The sequence below is a fragment of the Endozoicomonas sp. 8E genome (assembly GCF_032883915.1).
In the GTDB taxonomy this organism is placed as follows: domain Bacteria; phylum Pseudomonadota; class Gammaproteobacteria; order Pseudomonadales; family Endozoicomonadaceae; genus Endozoicomonas_A.
This window is the reverse complement of the sequence record NZ_CP120717.1, coordinates 5,043,572-5,062,380: the sequence shown is the minus strand read 5'-3', so window position 1 is coordinate 5,062,380 and position 18,809 is coordinate 5,043,572. Positions and strand designations below refer to the sequence as shown.

Here is an 18,809-nt window from a genome sequence, read left to right as displayed (position 1 = left end):
GGACAGTTTATGCTCCGGCGGTTTTCCAAGCTTTTGGGGTTCGGGGCTTGCCGCCCTTTTTTGTTGTCAATGTAGCATGTTCTGCCTTGATTTTTGCCAGAAGTGCCTCGGCGGAGTTTTCGCCGCTGATCAGTTCCGGGTTCTCGGCACGCCATTGGGCGGTGAGTTCGCCACGGAAGGCTTTGGCGAGGATGGATTGGGTGAGGTTGTTTACCCTTGTCAGTGCTGCTTCGGTTTGTTTTTCGATGGTGTCGGCGTGGGTGAAGAGGTGTTCTACACGGCGGACTATTTCGGTTTGTTCAGCATGATCAGGCATAGCTATCAGGAAATTTTTCAAATTTTTTGGTGATAAGTTTGGCTGAAGCGTTTCAGATAAATTATCTGCAACCTGAGCTTTAAAGTATTCCGACTGAAAAACTGTTTCTAAAAAGAATTTTTCACTATCTTTTCGAAAATGAAACATGCAGACTCGCTGATTCAGCAAGCCGACAGGATTGCCTTTAGGGTACCTACATACCTTGAGAGTATCGTTGGTTATAGGCCTTGTTAAAGCCATTAGTACATTTCCTGACTCAACCAAGAATGCCTTATATCTCTCTAAATAGTCATCTGGTAAATACTGCTGGTTTTTTTCTAAAAACTCACCATATTGAACATTAGATATTTTGATTGCAGGTACAACCCCTACATCAACAAAATCTTTGCTCTTGAAGGCATTGCCAGATACAACCTCACATGCGTCAGAGAGTTTTTGAATCGTCCATTTACATGGCACCTCAAGCGATAGCTTGGATTTCGATAACCCTAAAGGCGTTGATAGATAGGATGCAGATCCCCGCCACTCCTCCGTCAACTTCCCACTCACAGCAGCAGCCAGTACCGATTGCCGGAAACGCTTCAGGGTTTCGCGGGTGCGTTCAAGGCGGGCTTTGGTGCTTTCTACCTGTGCCAGCAGGGTGTCGAGTTTTTGGGCGATTATTTTTTGTTCGGTTAATGGAGCCAGCCTGATAGGAGCTTTTGAAAAACGTCCTTTATTGATGATCGCTACCGTTGTCGCAGATGATTCAGATTCCAACCACGGCTTTAAGGTGCATGCTTGGTAATACAGATATTTCGTACTCAAATCAGTATGTGGAATTAAGGTATTTATTTGCTGGTTAGTGGCTGATAATTGAGTTGTGATACCAACCTTACCTAGATTACCAATACAAGTAACAGGTATAGAGTTTGCGGGTATTGCTGGAACAGACTGTAGGCCCGCTTCACTTAAGGTGTTCGCAGTTTGTTTTATGACGCCGCCATGATCTAAGTCACCAGGTTTGATGAATGGAATATTGCCACCAAAGTTATCCTTCACCTTGGTACTAGGTGTTTTTCCAGTAACAACATTACCTAAATCAGATAACTCACAGGCTATCCAACCATCGGGGAGCATTGAAGAACTCATTGGTTAATACCACTCATAACTTCCGCCAACAACGCCTTCTGCCCATCCGCCACATCACCTTCACCCAACTCCCGCATCAGGCTATCCAACTCTCCTAATGCCTGCACCAGTTCACTCATCGCTTCACCCGCAAGCACACCCGGTTCCGGCAAATTGGCAGCATCAATACTATCCGCATCTTTCAGCCAACTGATATCAAGAGAGTCGGATTTATGCTCACTAACCCACTGACGAGAAAAACTACGCCAGCGGCTATGGGCCAGCTTATCGCTAACCCCATCGTTTTCACCCGTTGTCGCCACCTGGTCGATCTTATCAGCATTGAAACTGTAATCGCCTTCGGTACGCGGGCTGCTGCCATCGGGATTGTCACCGTAAACCTTTTCAAACGGTGCCAAATGTGTTGAGCCAAAGGGAGTTCGCTTGCCAAAGCTGGGCATATTGGTCCGCAGATCGTAAACCCAGACATTCTCGGTGCAGTTCTCAGTGGCTCGTGGATCAGCAGTACTGCCTTTGGTAAAGAACAGCACATTGGTCTTTACGCCCTGAGCGTAAAAAATACCCGTCGGTAGTCGTAGGATGGTGTGCAGGTTGCATTTGTTCATCAAATCACGGCGAATCTCTGTACCCACGCCTGCTTCAAACAGCACGTTATCTGGCAACACTACAGCCGCACGGCCACCGGGTTTTAGGTTGCGATAAATATGCTGTAGGAAAGCCAGTTGTTTATTGCTGGTCGGGTAGGTGAGGTCGGTGCGGGTAATGGAAGCTTCGCCGCCCTTGCTGGTACCAAAGGGTGGATTGGCAAGAATAATATCCGCCGCGCTAACTTCCGTACCTACCTGACCAAGGGCGTTGCCCAGATGTACGACACCTTCGTCATCCCCTTCCATTCCGTGCAAAAGACAGTTCATCAGTGCCAGTCGACGGGTGGAGGGCACCAGTTCGATACCGACAAAGGCATCATTTTTCTGGAAGCGCTGTTGGGCTGGCGTAAGGTCAAACAGATCGTCGGTCTGTTCCTTGATGTAACGGTCAGCGGCAATCAAAAAGCCAGCGGTGCCTGCTGCCGGGTCCTGAACCAGTTCACCGGACTGAGGCTTGATGCAACGAACCATAGAGTCAATCAGCGGGCGAGGGGTAAAGTACTGGCCTGCACCGGATTTGGTTTCATTGGCGTTTTTCTGTAACAATCCTTCATAGAGATTACCGAGACCGTCTTTTTGGGCATCAAACCAGTTGATCCGATCAAGGGATTTAATCAACTGCTCCAGATGGCGAGGCTCTCGCAGACGAGTCTGGGCATCGGCATAGATGGCAGTAATTAATGGATCATGATGAACCCGTATCTCGGTGGTTTTGCCGGGGTCATCGGCATCGGCTACGGTGCGCTTTCCTGTGGAGAGGGTCAGCAGAATCTGACGGTAGTCGTTCATCAGATTGATGCCGGATTTATTGTTCAGATCGATCCAGCGGCAACCTTCTGGCAACGGGTGGCGTTCCAGCGTACCGGCTTCGGTATTCTCATGAACCATCTTTATAAATAGCAGCAGGACCAGCTCGGTGACGTAGTCCGAGTAATTAATGCCATCATCCCGCAGGACATCACAGAGGTTCCAGAGCTTCTGGACGATATTATCGCTGGTCATCTAACAGTCTCTATCGGTAAAGCAAAACAGCTCTCAGTGCGTGAGAGCTGTGAAATGTGGTGGGTAAGTTTACCCGTTTGCAGTGGTTGTTGCTTGCTTAAAGTGTCAACCATTAGCTGCCTGCGCTGGCTCCCACAGGCTCTCACCCAGCAGATCCAACACATTATCGAGCTGGTCATCCAGCACTTTGTTGAACTGTTTGACCCCACCCTGCTGGGCAAAACGCTCATTGATAAACTGCTGGTCCACCACCACTTCAAAGACCAGCTGCTTGGCCAGCCGCTCCAGCCATTTGCGCTGGTTGGTGTTCCATTTGTGGCTGGTGTAGATGCGGTCCATTGCCAGGGCGACCCGCTGCTCAAAGGGCATCAAAGCTTCACCCAGGGCGGCGCGGCGAATATGACCGATGATGCTGGCCGCAATGTCCCGGTGGCTCTGTTCACGCACGGCGGCCTGCAGACCCGCTTCGTTATAACCGGCAGCGTCCAGCAGCATTTTCACCTCTTTAAGCTGTTCACGGGTAAGGTCTTTTGGTCGGTTGACCACCACACTCAGGGCAGCGGATTCATTCAGCTGGTGTTTGATAAAGTCGTTGAAACTGTCCAGGTAGTCTTCCGGGCGCTGGCGGATGCCATAGCTTTGCACCCGTTCGCGGACTTCATCCTGATGCTCAGAGATCACAGGGCGATAGTCGCTGCCTGTCAACGCCTTCACATCATTAATCTGGTTGATCAGGCCAGCATGTTGGTGGATAAATTCTGCTGCCTTTTTTGGGCCCAGCCGATGCAGATGGGTGTGCAGTTTTTTCGGTTCTACGCCCCAGAGTTCTTCTAGTTGTTGCAGCTTCTCTTTAAGTGGTTGGTTGTAGTCAGATTTATGTTCTGCTTTGCGCAACACCCGCATCAGCTTTTGGCTGAGCTGACTGAGATTGGAGTCTGCCTGGGTTTCCTGTTCGGTGTCGCCGGAGATATTGAGTGATTGTTCCAGTCTGGCGGGATCAGTGAGTTCTTCAACCAGTTGCTCAATCGTGATATTGGGGTCCTTCACCAGCGGCTTCATGCTGTTGGCGTTTTTGTTCTCCCGGTCAAAGGCTGCGAAGATATCCACGGGATCGTAAATGCGAAACACCGTTTTGCCGATCTCATCGCAGCGGCGGGTAGCACGGCCAATCATCTGTTCAAAAAGGATACGGGACTTCACCCGACGCATAAATACCAGGTTACAGATTTTCGGTACATCAATGCCTGTGGTGAGCAGATCGACAGTGATAGCGATATTCGGGTAGCGCTCATTTTTGAACTGTTTGATCAACTCTGGCGGATTGTTGCTTTCACCAGTGATTTTTTTCACAGCAGCTTCGTTGTAGGTGCTGCCGAGCTCTCTTTCAAAGGCTTCATCAAGTAGCCTTTTGACCATATCAGCATGCCTGTCCGTGGCACAGAAGATCATGGTCTTCTCTTCTCCGAGGGGGTCCAGCTCTTTTACCAGTTCATCACAGATTACCCTGTTAAAGCTCTGGTTAATGACCCGCCGGTTGAAGGCTTCGATCTCGAAATTCAGCTCATCTTTCAGATTTTCCTGTTCCACTTCGCCCGTCCGGGTATTGATTACAGAAACGGTTTCGCTCTCATCAAAGCGAATACCTTGCTGTGCCAGTTTGGTGATGTAGCGAATGGGCGGCTCGTAATCAATCAGCCAGTCGTCGGCAACAGCCTCCCTGTAGGAATAGGTGTAAACGGGTGAACCGAAAATATCTTTGGTATGGGCTGCCGGGGTCGCCGTCAGGCCGATTTTGACAGCATCGAAGTAGTCCAGCACTCGTCGGTAACTCGAGAGATACTGGGCTGCATCCCGTGTGGTCATCTCCCCTTCGGTCATTTCCTGATCGAGGGTATAACCCCTGTGTGCTTCGTCAATAATGATGCAATCGTACTGATCTATTGATGGCGGATTATCGGAGGCAAAGATTCGCTGCACCATGGCCTGTACTGTGGCGGTCTGGACGCGGGTTTCCGGTTCAACCTGTACGTTCTTCATCGCCAGCACGTCGTAGATCTGGGTAAGCGACTGGTTCTGCTCCAGCTTGGCTTCCATAAAGGTATCGTTAGCCTGCTTGCCAAGGGCGTTTCTGTCTACCAGGAAGAGAATGCGCTTGAAACGCTCTGTTTTGAGGAAGCGGTACATAAGGCCAAGAACTGTCCGGGTTTTACCCGTTCCGGTGGCCATGGCCAGCAGTGCGGTACGAATGTCTTTCGACAAGGTGTTCTCAACTGCTTCAATTGCCTTTTGCTGGTAGTCCCGCAGGTTCAGGTAATCGTAGCTTTCATTTTGCAGTGCTTTTTCTGCGGCTTCACGGCTTCGATCCAGAAGATCCTTTAACCCCTGTGGCGTGTGGAACTGAGGCAGTGCACGTTTGATATTGCTTGGCATACGAACATCACGAAACCAGATGCCAGATTGTTCCTTTATCTGGGGGACATAGGGGCGACCATTGCAGGAGTAAACGAATGGCACAATGTAGTATCCGCCCATACCATCGGACCAGGGTTCACTGCGACCCGCCAGTTCAGAGGCTGCTTTCAGGGGAGGTTCGATTTGTAAACCACGACTGTAGTCTTCTGCTTGAGGTATTTTACCGGAGACATTGACGTTCTCACGTTTGGCTTCCACCACGGCAATGGGCATCAAACCGTGGAATAAAACGTAATCAGCCCAACCTCTTTTGCCATTCTCTTTTACTGTTGGCCACTCGGCGATGGCCTTGAACTGATTGTGTTCGGGCCGTGCACCTTTCTGCCAGGTCAGTTCCTGTGTATCAGTCTTCCAACCGGCTTCGGTAAGCATGTTATCTATGAGGATTCGGGTCATTTCTTCATCAAGATTGACCTGCTGACCAGCGGTGGCTGTCTGGAAGGCAATAGTTTGCCGTTCGTCAGCCTGTTCCTTCTCAGTTAACGCTTTGACTCTGGCGTCAGCCTCGGCCAGTTTTGCTTCGTAAGATTTACGCAAATCTTCCAGAGCCTGGTCGTGTTGTTTGACCTGCTCCTGAAGCTGCCGGGCTTCTTTGTCCATCTCAAAGGCAAGAGCCTTGTATTCTTCCTTTTCTTTCAGGTCCAGTTCTTTGTATTGCTGGCTGGATTCCAGCTCAACGTTTGCAGCACTGAGATCAGCTTTCAGCTTCTCAATCTGTTCATGCAGTTCACGCAGTTGTCGACTGGGATCAGGCGGAGGAAGGAACGGGCCTGGATTAAAGCGGGCGTTTTTTGTCAGGGAACGATGAAACCAGATTGCCAGCTCACGGGCCACCCGTAAGCCACTGATCGCTTCCCGGTGACTGGTCTGGAACTGATGCGTTGCTTTGTTCCCTTCCTTCCGGAGGATATGAAACATCTCCCGTACTTTCGGGTCGAGACTAAGCTCCCTGTTAAGGCGGTAGAGCAGGTCATTCTGGCTCAGGGGCTCCTCTGATGTGATACCACAAAGTGAGGCAATATGCTGAGCCAGGGCTTCACCCAGCTGGCGAAGTTTGATCAAAGTGGTGTTGGGATCGCTTGAGAAAGAGCGCTCGGCTGCTGTTGCCAGCTCCAGAAAAAGCGAGTCATGCTCTGCCAGAAACTGGAAGTTTGAAGGTTGAGCACCTGGTTTTGCTGCCATATCACTGTCTTCCTGATTGCCCGCAGCCCATTGAGGCGAATTGGTCTTTTCGTTGTTTCTGACTGGTAGGGATGATTCTAACGTGTCATCTTACGACATTGGAATCGTAGATAAAATTACCTGTATGAAAATATGTATATGCCTTTGACGGGCGATCATTTTGAACGACATTTTTTTGATAAAATTTCGTACATATTCCTGTCCATATTGAGAAAGATGATGGAATATTTTATCGACGCATTCCGTAAGTACGCAGAATTTAATGGTAGAGCCTCCAGAAAGGCCTACTGGATGTATTACTTGTTCTATTTGTTGTTCTATCTGGTAGCAGGGGGATTGGACGCCTTTGGTGGGGCCGGGCTGTTTTTTGCTTTGTATTGTTTGACCGTACTGGTTCCCGGCATTGCCATTACCGCTCGCAGGCTTCACGACACAGATCGTTCAGGTTGGTGGCAGTTGATCTATTTAATTCCAGTGATTGGTTGGATTGTGATGCTGGTTTTTCTATTACAGGACTCCCAGCCGGACAACGAGTATGGTAACCGACCCTTGTCATAATTCATTTGCATCGATCAGCTTTTGCTCACTGTTTTGAATGGTAGCTAATGCTTGAAAAGGCCACAATAGAAAGGGTTAGCCAGTATTTAAGCTGCACGGAACACGGAAATAATCTCAAATTATCTGGGTGTCGTATGTCTTTGGTGGGAGTAGTGGTCCATTGATTTTTTCCCTTGAGCTTGTCCAGTTGAACGCAAAGTTTATTTTCTAGTGAATCGCCTGTCTTGGCAGTTGTGGTTGGTTTTTCGGCGCATTGTTGGGCCTGATCCGCAGAATCAAAAAAACGCTTGGTTCCGGTAACCCCCATAAATGGCAGTTTTTTTGCTTTGCGGGTAATACGACCATCACGGTCCCGTTTGGCTGGCAGCTCCTTGAATGCCCCGAGCTTAGGGTCATCCTTGGGGGTTAAGTGGAATTCAAAAGTAGGGTGCGAGGCCGATGCCCACTTGAGATAAAGTTGCTGGATGTTTTCATAAGCAGAGGCCCTGAACTTGGTGGCACTGTTAATGAAAGGTAATACCTTTTCGTACCCGTCAAGGTCTTGCTTTTGCTCATTCTGGTCAACGGTTAACTGGTCAACAAAGTTGGCGGTTATATCATCGTAAAACTGGTTAGTGTCATCGCTGAGTTGTTCATCGGCCTGTAGTTCTTGCTGGCGTTGCTCTGCGAGGTACTGCTCTATTTCTTCCTCTCGGGTGGTTTCTCCGCCCTCAATCGACTTGTCGGTTTCCTTGATTAGTCGATCTTCTGCGATAGCATAACGTAGCGCCATACGCTGAGAAAACCCTGTTTCGTCAGCTATAGCTTCTGCCCGCGCATAATATAAATCGAAAACGTGCCCCAACTCAGAGTCTTTGCCCCTCACAGACTCCATTGCCGCAAACTGAGCATCACTGATTTCTGGAATGGCTATTCCTGCTTCGGCGAGTCTACGCTGGAGAGAAAATCCTCGACTAGTTGTACTCGTCTGCTGCTTTCCTCCGCTTTCTTTTTCAGTTTCTCGCGCCACAGTTTCAGAAACACGTCCGGCGACAAAGGTTCCTCGCCCATTATTTCTTTTCTCAGGCTGTCCGCCCTCCACGCCGCCATCGCTCTTAGGCTTAGATGGAACGTTGGTGGTTTGGGGTTCTTTTCCTTCGACAAGGTGGGTTACCTCCCTGAGAGCAAAGCCCTTATTGTTATTAAGTTCGACTACTCGGTAGTTGGGGTGTTTGTTGCTGCTGTTATAAATATTCGCCTGGGTTTGTGCCCCACCCCGAACAGGCCATGGTTTACCGTTGGGTGCTAGTTTAAGTTTACCCGTTTCTTCTTTGGCTGCAACAGGAACCAGTGCATACCCCTCACCAAAAGTATCAACCTCAAAAAGTTGACCTTGTTTTTCTTTAATCTTTCTGGCGGTGTTCGCTGACTGCTCGGTTTTATACCATGGTTGTTTGGCCTTGGCTGGGATCACCCACCCTTTTGGTAAATCCTTGAGCCAGTCTTTTTTTGTTTTTGGTTGTGGCTTAGAGGGTTCTATCCCTTTTTCTTTGAGTTGTTTGGCGACGTACTCTTGCCTCGTCAGCCATTTTCGCTGTCCCTTTGCCTTCGCCTTTCCCTTTCCGCCCCCATCATTAGGTGTAACCCTTCCGCCTCCTGCTCCAGCCTGTGGATGTAGGTCGCTTCCAGTTTCGACTCCTGCCAATCCTGAAACAGGCCCAGCATGTCCTGTTTGTACCTTGGCTTTCTTTATCGGATGTTTGATAAACGAGTGGCTATGGCCCCGGACTGGATGACTCTGACATGTCGTGAGTACTGGCTATTGGAATATCGTCGGGAGAAGGATCAGGATGGGATTTATAGCCATCGCCGGATAGCTCTCGTGCTTTATAGCGGTGACTGCCCTGTATGCAATGGGACGGTTCGGGTGGCTCGAGGTGGTTTTCATTTTCCTGGAAGGCTCGTGGGCCGGTGTGATGAAAACCCGGTTGAGCATGTTTTCAGCTTTGATCATGTCTCCAGAGTCGGTAAACCTTTGAGGTAATCTGCCTAAAGCCCTAACCTGCTGTGGACTCAATGTTGGGCATCGCATTTTTGAAAGTTTTTGGACCATTTGCCTTGCCGACAGTATGTGACTTCTTGAGTAGAGTGATTCCTGCTCCTTTGAGCAATTTTTATTTGAACTGATAGAGGTTTTACAATGGCTAATTCAAAGCAAAAAACACCGATGACTTCTGAAGCTGCTGCAAGAATTCAGAGCAGTGAGGCCAAGGCTAATGGTGGTAGGGTATCGAAAGATAGTTTCTCGTCCAGAGCTCAGCGGGCAGCAACAAGAAACTCCGGCACAGATAAAGAATAGGCGTAGTCGTTTGATGTAGGGTGGGCAGGGACGCTCACCATCAGGGATGAAGGTATGAAGCATATCAGTAAAGACAGAAGAATAGAAAAGCTGGTTATGGATCTATTGAAGCTCGGTTGGATTTACCAAGGTGGTAAAAAACACGGCAAAGTGATTTCACCAGCAGGTAAAAAACTAGCTGTGCCGGGCACTCCCAGTGATGTGAGAGCTTATTTCAATTTCAGAAGTCGTATTCGTGGTTTGAGTTGACTATAGAGGCAGGTTATTTGCAGTGGGAAGTAAAGATAAAGAATTCAATTTTAAAAGCCCATACCCAAACCCAGGGGAGGTTCTCAGGGGACTGGCTGTATCGCTGGATGTGAAGGCATCCGACCGGGCGCTGGATAAGTTTGCTCGTGAAGGCGAGCATGATGCAGGGCTGAAAGACAGATTTATAGATAATAATTTTAAGAATGAGTTGGGAGCTAAGGTTACATCTGGATTTGGGGTCATGATTGCGGAAGAGGTAACCTGCTTCCTTAACGATTATGTTGCTTTGGTGCTTGAAGTCGGTTTGGATGGTATTTCCAGGGATCAGGCATTACCAATTTTGACCAAACATTTCTTTGCATGGAAAGGGGCTTGTTTTCTGGTAAAGCTCTATGAACAATGGACTGGGCCAAGGCCTCATTTTTTGGTTGCATCCGGTGCAAGGCCTATAGAGGTGATTTTTGAGTGGCTTGAGCAATGTGATGATGAAGTGTCAGCGCGTATTCAAAGGCTTGATAAACGAGACAAGGATCAGATAAGAAAATGGAAGTCTGGAGATGAGCTGCCGTTGCTTGGAAGTATTTGTCGTATTGGTAAATTGGTCACAAGCGCTAACCAGAAGGTGTTATTAGAAAGTTTCATAGTTTGGATGTTAATAGCCAGGAGTATCGTTTGGTTTTCTAAAGCATTGAAAGGGATTAATTTGCTTGAAATTCTCAGAGAATATTTGTGGGCTGGACGAACAAATCTAAATTATGTCCGATTGATAAAGGATGAGCATTGTCAGAAGGTTCTTCACTTAAGGCCATTGGCAGTGGCTGGTGTTGAGTTGGCCGCACTCTTATCGTTGACTGTTAAACGACAGGCAGGCGATAAGGAGAATGCTTTACGTAAGTTGGAAGAATTTGAAAGCATCCTCAATCATTTTGACCCTGGATCTATTACGAGTTACTGGTTCGATTGGCATTATGCAAGATGGTATTTGTTCACAGGGGATCTGTGTTCAGCTGTAGAGCATTATAAACAAGCGTTTCACAAGTCTATTTACTGTGCTGGTGAGAATCAGGTAGCAATAATTAAAGAAGCACTGGTGGCCGCAGCCAAACTTGGTGGTAAAAAAGCTTTACTAAAAAAGCTTAAACAGCAGGCAATTTCTTTTAATTTGTTTCAATTGCTGGTCGATGCTGGCTCTTTTAATAAGGCAAAAAATGGTGTGGTTGAGGATTGGGAGATGCAGCAATGGGCAGACCAATACCAACAGATATTTCCAAAGACAGCACACTTTTCTGAGGATAATTCAGAGGAAAAATCAAATGTTCGATTGGGACCACTTATTGTTGGGCAAGAGGAGCTGGAACTAACACCTTATTTGAAAACTGTTGATCGTAAGATAAAAGTGGGTGCTACCTGGAAGAAAAAGATGTCTCAGTTGAACTGGTTTGTTGAGATAAATAAACCAGAATATGTTAAGGAACTGATCAATAAAGGGGCCTCTCCTGATATTCTTTCTGACTCAAATGATTCACCTATTCTGTCTGCAATCGCTGAAATCAATGAAACGGGTGATAGGAGCTGTTATGAATTGCTCAAAGATGTAAAGCACGATAAAAGTACCATTAATGCAAGAACGGATAAGAAGCGCATGACACCTTTAAGCTGTGCGGTTGAAACTTCTGATCCTGACATAGTTCGGCAGGTTATTTTGATGGGGGCGGAGCCTGATATGAGGGCTCAAACGGTGTTGCAGACACCTCTTTATCAATGTATGACGTATTTTTCTATGCTGGAGAGGCCTGAGTACTGTATTGGTCTCGATATAAAACGCCTATTTGAAAATCATTCGGCCACTTTGGAGTCTATTCGCAGGCATGCAGCTGGGGCTTCAGGAGTTGACCACAGAGACGTAGCTGATTTTAAAAACTCATTGCTTGAAGCTGACGGGACTTGGGAAAGAAATCTTCTCAATGCGCTTCTGGTCTCGGGTTATAAAAAGCTTATCGATAGGTTAAATAGGGCAAAATTGCTTCAGATAGTTTCTATTTTATTGGAAAACGGAGCAAACCCAAATGCGCCTCAAATGTCTCCAGTGGAAGGGTATACGCCCTTTATGCTCGCTGCTGAGATTGATGCCGTTGACGCTTTTACGATGATGGCTGAGTCAAACCAAAACAAAGGCAATATTTATAAAACTGTTGTGATTGATGGTAAGAGTGAAGATTGTTGGTCTATTGCCTATAAGTGGCGATCTTCAAAAGTTTTAGCCTATTTGCAGAGGAAATTTGGCCTTTAGTATCTTGGGGGCTTTGGAATTGTAAGAATGTTGGATAGAAGCCCATCATAACGCTCCATTCCCTCACGTTTTTCTGACAGGTGTTCGTGACGATCGTAATGTTCATAGTCGACTCCGGTCAGTTGGTGGCTCTGGATCAGGTTGCGTACTTCTCGATTAATGCCTGCATCTATCATCAGGGACTTGGCTGTATCCCTCAGGCAACTCGGTGTGTATCTTGCGGTCAGTACATCTCCGCTCTGTTCACATAGTTTGATACGGTAGCGATGCCAGCGGTCAAGTGCAGTGGACAGGCTATCGGTTCTGACAGGGGCTGCTTCCTGAAATGCAAAAGGCCAAGGCAGGTGGGATGTGTACTCCCTGACTTCGGCGATGATATCAAGGGCACGGCGAGTCAGGGGTATGGTGTGGATCAGTGCTTCACCTTTCCGTTTTTTGTTTTCAAAGGATACGCAGTTTCTTTCAAAGTCATAGTCTACCCACTTTGCCCTGAGTAACTGGCTGGGGCGTTGGCCACCGGTTGCAATGAGGAATTGAATACACAGGCTGATGACAATACCCACTTCAGGGGCATATTTGATGTTATGCCAGAGTTGGTGGATTTCCCGGTTATTTAATACCCGAACTCGGCTCTTTTCTACCTGGGTATTTTTCTTGGTCATAGCTACCGGGTTGTGGGTGAGGTAGAACCGCTTCTCTCCAACCCGGGTATGGTCGTAGTCGCTCTTTGATCCAAAAGAGAAGGCTGCATGCAGCATGGCCCTGACACAGTTGGCTTGATTTTCTGAGCCTCGGTTATGGACTTTGGCCAGAATAGTCACAATGTCGTCTGCTGTAACATCCTTGGCTTTTTTCCCGGCAAGGTTTGGATAGGGATCTTTAATATCTTTCTGGACAATACGGCTGTATTCCCGCTCTTTGTCTTTACCCCGTTTTCGTAAATCATCTAAGTAAGCATCAAGAAGGTCGGCGAAAGAGCCTTTTTGTGCCTCTAACTGTATTTGCTGCTGTTGTTCTTCAGCTTGTTTCTCAAGGTGGGATTTAAGGTCTGCAGGTGCTATCGCCTGACGAATGTTGGCCAGGTTGATGGCTTTCTCCCGTATCTCTTTGAGAGAGAAGCCAGCCGCAGATGCTGAATAGCGATAGGAGCCAAGAGAGATCTCCCGCTTGGTTTTTCCAGAAAAGTAGCGATAGAAAGCAATATAACTCTGCCCTCGACGACGAATGAGAAAAGTGCCACGATTACGGCCAAGCTTCTCTGTAATTGTCTGCCCGTCTTTCAGGCTTCGGGCTTCCATGTCAGTTATATTACTCATTGTTATATCACTTTTTCACCCAAAAGAGGTGTAGGTATGGGTGTAGGTATCTCGTGCGCTTTGGTGGTACTTTATGAGATGCACTGAGACACTATAATAGGCGATAGCTAAGTAATATCAAGGCTTTCAGGCTAATAATGAGACGCTATAATATTTATAGCGACTGGTTATAAGGTGCTCCTAAGGGGCAGGTCGGAGGTTCGAATCCTCCAGGGAGCGCCAATAAAATCAAGGGGTTACGTGCTGTATCCTCTTTTTTACCCCTACAAAAACGCTGTGTGTGAACAAAAGTCAGAACAAAACACTTGTTTAAATAGTGGCTGTCGTTCACTTTTTAGTGCTGCTTCCCTTCACTTTGGGAGCCTTTCTGATATAGATTTTTCCGCCTTTCAGGGTCTTGTGTCCTGAGTATTGTTCTTCGTGATCCGATACGCCTTTGGCTTTCATGGCGTGAAAGGTGAACCTTTCTTCCTCAGTTAATTTTCCTTTTTCAACCAGTCGTCGCATGGTGTCTTTGAATCGCAAGGTTAGGTGGGCTATCGACTATCAGATATCGACTATCAGAGTTAGTGCGTTTGTAAATCTCTGCCAGTCGGTTGGTTAAAGATGTTGGCAGTTTTTGCTTACAATAGAGGGCATATGACTCAAAATCTTTGCGAGAATAGGCTCCCTTTTCCGACTCGGCTGGCTCCCCGTTACTCTCTCTTTTATCCTTGATCCAATTTTCGAGCAAGTACCAGCATTGCAGAACAGTTGGTCCCCACATTTCCCGAAAGTGCTTTTTAGGAATCAGTTTATGTTCTGCCATATAACTGAGACGCTGAAGAGTCACGAAAACCTTTTGGGCTGATCGATGCCATTGCGCTTGGTTGGCCAGTGTATTTTGTTCAGGGTAAATGGATCGAAGTGTATTGATATCAGACTTGATCTTTTCCATCTCTCCCATGGCCCAGCGCAGTAGTTAGGCATGCCTGCTCAGGGCTGTTTCACGAATAGAGTGGGCACCCTGACGCAGACTCAGGAGTAATACCAGAGTTAGCAGAGTCATCAGTTTATCAGATACACCGGATACGCCACTCCAGTTAAATGGCAGAAAACTGAATGAAATTCCTTCCAGCATGCCCTGGCCCCATTGTTTTGTATTTATTAAAGGTTGATTTTATCGGCTTCTGTTTTTGCTTGCTATCAGTCTGGGTGCTATTGAGGGTAGAGAGTGCTATGCAGAAGGTGTCCACTGTCTTATGCTGATAAATATGAAATTAATGCTGATAAGAAGTCTGGGATTTCATTCATCAGAATGACGCGCATATCAGTCTCGAACTTATTTGATAGCAGTGAACTGTCGTTCAGGGAGGACTATGTACGATTTAATCGGTGACATACATGGACAGGCCGGAGAGCTTGAAGCCCTGTTGCAAAAAATGGGATATAAAAGGATAGATGGGGTATTTGCCCACTCAGAGAGGAAAGCCGTATTTCTTGGTGATTTGATTGATCGTGGAACTCAGGAGCAGCGAACAATCAATATCTGTCGTTCAATGGTAGCGTCTGGAGCAGCGCTGGCAGTGATGGGTAATCATGAATTCAATGCGATCTGTTATGCCACTCCAGATCCATCAAAGAAAGGGGAATACCTTCGGTCACATAGCAAACCTGGCAACCAGAAAGCTCACCAGGCTTTTCTGGATGAATTTCCGCTGGGATCACCTCAGCATAGAGAGGCTATTGAGTGGTTCAAGACGCTTCCGGTATTTCTCGATCTTGGTGGTATCCGGTTAGTTCATGCCTGCTGGCATCAGGAAAGTCTGGAGCTGGCTCTACCCTGGCTGGATGACAGAAACTGTCTGCTACCTGAAGCTTATGCATTGGCATCCAATAAAACACACCCGCTCTACACTGCCATTGAGTACCTGTTAAAGGGCGCTGAAATTGATCTGCCCGATGGTATCCGCTTTAAAGATAAAGACGGAAAAGAGCGCACGGCTTCACGTATTCGCTGGTGGGATAAAAAGGCTAAAACCCTGGCTGATGTGGCTATTGGTCCGGGCGTGGGATCTTTACCAGACATACCTGTTGAAACTCGACGTTTTCATTACCATGATCCGGTTCCGGTATTTATCGGTCACTACTGGCTATCTGGCTTACCCCAAAGGTTATCTGACTACGTGGCCTGTGTTGATTATGGAGTCGCGAAGAAAGGAGGTCGTCTGGCTGCCTACCGATGGCGGGGAGAGACAGTTTTGGATAACAGCCATTTTGTCTGGGTTGATCGGGATCAGTAGCAGAAATTATTGTGATTATATCAGCTTATCGGGAAGGGGAGAGCTTACAAGAAAATGCAGTAGCCCACAGTCGACTGAGCCATGAGATTCGCAAGATGAAATACGGACAGAAGATCAGAGAAAAATGATCAATTAACTTTCGAGATATGGCTTTACGCTGGCTTTTTTGCAGCTTTCGCTAGGGGGCGTTCTTATCCAACCGACCAAACAGATAAAAACATCAGTAACCTGACCGGAAAGACACCTAAAAGTGATCTAGAGTATGGCATTTAGGTTTGTTATGACTCGCACAGTACTCAAAGATGGACAATGGGATCGGATCAAAGACATGCTGCCGGGTAAAGTCTCTGACCCCGGGCCAACAGCTGACAACAGGTTATTCATTGAGTCGATTCTCTGGCTTGCTCGTACCGGAGCACCTTGGAGAGACATGCCTGAAGAGTTCGGTGATTGGCACAATATATACAACCGATTCAGTCGCTGGAGCTCGAAAGGAATATGGAATCAAGTCTTTGAAGAACTGAGTCAGGATTGTGATATGGAATACCTCATGGTTGACGGATCAATCACCCGTGTTCATCAACACGGTGCTCCAAAAAAACGGATATTGGCTTACAGTTGTTTGCCGGTCTCTGATATTGGAGGGTCTGTTCCAATGCTCCGGGGCACGTTGAGTAAACACTGAAGCTTTCGGGTCTATGGCAGATGGACGCTTTGTTGCAGTACCGTCAGAACCTGAAACACGATGCTGTAGAGGTTGCGATGTCGATCTGGTCGCAGCGCTGGTTGTGGGTGGTAATCCGTTATTCATAGCAATTTAATCTTCCTGGCTATGCCTCTGAATCTGACGGGCATAAAGGTTCATGTTTATTTATTTGCTCTTTGAGACTTAACATTTTCTGAAGAGCATCGGATTCGCAGCTTCGCCAGGAAGAATTTTTATTCTTATGTGCGCGGCTGGAGTCAAGTAAGCTGGCTTTATCGAAATAGGCCCGCCATACCTCCTCACTGGCGCCCATCATTCTGAGACAGTGGGCTTTTTGTGAATGAGCGCCCGCATTCAGGGGGTACTTCTCCAAAGCTGATTCCACATATTGAAGAGCTTTATTGAGATTATCCTTTCCTGACTTGAGGTCATCATTGGTGATCTGTTCACAAGCCAGATTGAAATAATGGATCGAGGTTACCAGCAATGTGTTGGCACTTTCAGGATAATGGCTAACCATCTCCATAAATCCCGATTGCCCGGCGTACAGACATAACAGAGATAATTGAAATTCATCCGAATGATAAAATTCACGGCAACGCCAGAGTAGTCTTTCAACCAGTCCATGTCTGCCTGCCGCCTCCCAGAGGTGAAGCAGAGCGAGGTCAATAGCATGGTGACCAGAGGGTTCACACAGAATGTCCTCACTGGCCAGGGGATCCTTGTCGATCACTTTCAGCAGCAGTCTTTCAGCCAGTTCATTTCTGCCCGTCACCTGCCAGATGCATGCCAGGGCCAGGTCAATGTCATGTTGCCCAGAGGGCTCGCACAGCTTTTCCAAACTGTCGCAGAGGTGTTTGCCACTCATGTTCAGTACCAGCTTTTCAGCCAGTTTATGTTTGCCCTCCAGATCCCAGTGTCGCAACAACGTCAGATCAATATCATGATGCCCGGAGGGCCTGCACAGGATTTCTTCACTATCATCGGGGTTCCTGCCACTCATGTTCAGCAACAGCTTTTCACTGAGTGCATGTTTGTCTATTAATTCCCAGTATCTTGCCAGAGCGAGGTCAGTGCTATGGTTCCCACAAGGTTTGCAGAGGCTTTCTTCACTGTCATCGGGATGCTTGTTGCTCATGTTCAGCAGCAACTTTCCGGTCATTTCATGTTTGTCCATCTCTTGCCAGAGTCGTGCCAGAGCCAAATTAATCTCATGATGTGGACAGGGCTTACACAGGCTTTCTTCGCTGTCATCGGGGTGCTTGCCACCCATGTTCAGCAGCAGTCTTTCAGTGCGTTCAGGTTTGCCCATCATCTGCCAGACACGCACCAGAGCCAGGTCAATGTCACGATGCACAGAGGGGCTGCACAGGATCTCCTCACTGGTATTGGGATGTTTAAGAATCATGCTAAGCAGCAGGTTTTCAGCCCATTCATATTTGCCCGTCACTTGCCAGTTTCGTGCCAGAGCCAGATTTACGGTATGGAGATAGCTGTGCCGTTTTTGTGAACTGACAGTGGACCGATTTGATTGCAGCTCTGTAAACAGTGCTGTTCCCATGTTCATCAGGAGTGTTTCAGTCAGCGTGTTTTTTTCCATAAACTGCCACAGTCGGGCATTAGTAATATCTGCGTCAAAATTGCCAGAAGGCTTGCACAGTGCCTGAACATCGGCATCGGGCTTCAGGTTCCTCAGCGCTATAAGTCGTGTTTCAGCTTCAAGGTATTTTCCCAGTGCCTGTTCACATCGGCTCAGGGTCAGATCAAGGTGATGGATGGTGGAAGCCCCGAACTCGGTAAACGATCCAGTCAACCTGAGTTTTTCCAGAAGAGTGCAGGCTTCCAGGCGTTTTTTTCGGGTTTGCTCTCTTAGCGACCTTGCAAGTCCTATGGTAGCGTTCTGGTAGTCTAATGTACTCAGTGTCTGCTCGTATTCGTTTAAAATGTCCCGGAATGCTGTTTCTGCATTGATGAATTTTCGTGTTCTCAGTTCTTTGTAAGCATCATTGATTCTGCCTGTAATATCCGCAGAGTCTGTTGGCTCCCTCCATTGCGTAAGTGTCTGGGCTAAAAGCGTTTGGAATGCCGCTGCCTGTCGGTCTTTAATGTTTGAGAGTTTGACCGAATGCTCATGAACACGCTGAGCACGTGGAACAAATACTGGAGCTTTTGGGTTTAAGGTGTATTTACTTTTTGTTGTTGAACTGGTAGCACCCAAGCCAACGTCAGCGCTCGAATGGGCTGCGGTGCTCTTGACTGGCGGTAATCCGTAACTCATAGCAATCAAACTCTGCTGAAAAACTATGCTCTTGGACAGCTA

General features: G+C 47.5%; 16 protein-coding genes. 7 read left to right on the top strand and 9 right to left on the bottom strand.

What is annotated here, in order from left to right; genetic code table 11:
* Window positions 1-7: 7 nt before the first annotated feature.
* The 3 genes from P6910_RS17080 to hsdR form a co-directional block, all read right to left on the bottom strand.
* Entirely contained in the window at window positions 8-1,447 is a 1,440-nt protein-coding gene (locus P6910_RS17080; protein ID WP_317142479.1) for a restriction endonuclease subunit S, read from the bottom strand.
* Window positions 1,444-3,096 (bottom strand): N-6 DNA methylase, encoded by a 1,653-nt coding sequence (locus P6910_RS17075; protein ID WP_317142478.1) that lies wholly within the window; start codon window positions 3,094-3,096, stop codon window positions 1,444-1,446. The genes P6910_RS17080 and P6910_RS17075 overlap by 4 nt, the downstream gene beginning before the upstream one ends.
* 105 nt (window positions 3,097-3,201) lie before the next feature.
* On the bottom strand, window positions 3,202-6,750 hold the full coding sequence (hsdR, locus tag P6910_RS17070; RefSeq protein WP_257275653.1) for a type I restriction-modification system endonuclease: 3,549 nt from the start codon (window positions 6,748-6,750) through the stop codon (window positions 3,202-3,204).
* 138 nt (window positions 6,751-6,888) lie between these two features.
* Between hsdR and P6910_RS17065 the strand changes: the two genes are divergently transcribed.
* The gene (locus tag P6910_RS17065; protein ID WP_317142477.1) at window positions 6,889-7,308 is read left to right on the top strand and encodes a DUF805 domain-containing protein; all 420 of its coding nucleotides are present in this window, start codon (window positions 6,889-6,891) and stop codon (window positions 7,306-7,308) included.
* A gap of 25 nt (window positions 7,309-7,333) precedes the next feature.
* On the opposite strand, the gene P6910_RS17060 is transcribed toward P6910_RS17065, so the two are convergent.
* Window positions 7,334-8,992 carry a hypothetical protein gene (locus P6910_RS17060; RefSeq protein ID WP_317142476.1) on the bottom strand — a complete coding sequence of 553 codons (1,659 nt, stop codon included), beginning with the start codon at window positions 8,990-8,992 and terminating at the stop codon, window positions 7,334-7,336.
* Between the two features lie 18 nt (window positions 8,993-9,010).
* Between P6910_RS17060 and P6910_RS17055 the strand changes: the two genes are divergently transcribed.
* The 4 genes from P6910_RS17055 (at window position 9,011) to P6910_RS17040 (ending at window position 12,185) form a co-directional block, all read left to right on the top strand.
* A complete protein-coding gene (locus tag P6910_RS17055; protein ID WP_317142475.1) occupies window positions 9,011-9,331 on the top strand; it encodes a hypothetical protein in 321 nt (106 codons plus the stop codon).
* A 156-nt stretch (window positions 9,332-9,487) separates the two neighbouring features.
* Window positions 9,488-9,646 carry a hypothetical protein gene (locus P6910_RS17050; RefSeq protein ID WP_317142474.1) on the top strand — a complete coding sequence of 53 codons (159 nt, stop codon included), beginning with the start codon at window positions 9,488-9,490 and terminating at the stop codon, window positions 9,644-9,646.
* A 54-nt stretch (window positions 9,647-9,700) separates the two neighbouring features.
* Window positions 9,701-9,895, top strand: a complete 195-nt coding sequence (locus P6910_RS17045) for a hypothetical protein (protein ID WP_317142473.1) — start codon at window positions 9,701-9,703, stop codon at window positions 9,893-9,895.
* 22 nt (window positions 9,896-9,917) lie between these two features.
* Window positions 9,918-12,185: a hypothetical protein gene (locus P6910_RS17040; RefSeq protein WP_317142472.1), complete on the top strand. Its 2,268-nt coding sequence runs from the start codon at window positions 9,918-9,920 to the stop codon at window positions 12,183-12,185.
* Here P6910_RS17040 and P6910_RS17035 read toward each other — a convergent pair.
* The 4 genes from P6910_RS17035 to P6910_RS17020 all read right to left on the bottom strand — a co-directional run bounded on the left by P6910_RS17035 (window position 12,182) and on the right by P6910_RS17020 (window position 14,621).
* A complete protein-coding gene (locus tag P6910_RS17035) occupies window positions 12,182-13,501 on the bottom strand; it encodes a tyrosine-type recombinase/integrase (RefSeq protein WP_317142471.1) in 1,320 nt (439 codons plus the stop codon). The genes P6910_RS17040 and P6910_RS17035 overlap by 4 nt on opposite strands.
* 327 nt (window positions 13,502-13,828) lie before the next feature.
* Window positions 13,829-14,008: a hypothetical protein gene (locus tag P6910_RS17030; protein ID WP_317142470.1), complete on the bottom strand. Its 180-nt coding sequence runs from the start codon at window positions 14,006-14,008 to the stop codon at window positions 13,829-13,831.
* Window positions 13,992-14,438, bottom strand: coding sequence for a hypothetical protein (locus P6910_RS17025; RefSeq protein WP_317142469.1), 447 nt, complete (start codon window positions 14,436-14,438; stop codon window positions 13,992-13,994). Before P6910_RS17025 ends, P6910_RS17030 begins: the two co-directional genes overlap by 17 nt.
* A gap of 24 nt (window positions 14,439-14,462) precedes the next feature.
* Window positions 14,463-14,621: a hypothetical protein gene (locus P6910_RS17020; RefSeq protein ID WP_317142468.1), complete on the bottom strand. Its 159-nt coding sequence runs from the start codon at window positions 14,619-14,621 to the stop codon at window positions 14,463-14,465.
* A gap of 238 nt (window positions 14,622-14,859) precedes the next feature.
* On the opposite strand from P6910_RS17020, the gene P6910_RS17015 reads away from it, so the two are divergent.
* Both P6910_RS17015 and P6910_RS17010 read left to right on the top strand, forming a co-directional pair.
* On the top strand, window positions 14,860-15,783 hold the full coding sequence (locus P6910_RS17015) for a metallophosphoesterase (protein WP_317142467.1): 924 nt from the start codon (window positions 14,860-14,862) through the stop codon (window positions 15,781-15,783).
* A 280-nt stretch (window positions 15,784-16,063) separates the two neighbouring features.
* The gene (locus P6910_RS17010; RefSeq protein WP_317142466.1) at window positions 16,064-16,468 is read left to right on the top strand and encodes an IS5 family transposase; all 405 of its coding nucleotides are present in this window, start codon (window positions 16,064-16,066) and stop codon (window positions 16,466-16,468) included.
* 145 nt (window positions 16,469-16,613) lie between these two features.
* Here P6910_RS17010 and P6910_RS17005 read toward each other — a convergent pair whose 3' ends face one another.
* Window positions 16,614-18,767 carry a PABP-interacting PAM2 motif-containing protein gene (locus tag P6910_RS17005; RefSeq protein WP_317142465.1) on the bottom strand — a complete coding sequence of 718 codons (2,154 nt, stop codon included), beginning with the start codon at window positions 18,765-18,767 and terminating at the stop codon, window positions 16,614-16,616.
* Window positions 18,768-18,809 lie beyond the last annotated feature (42 nt).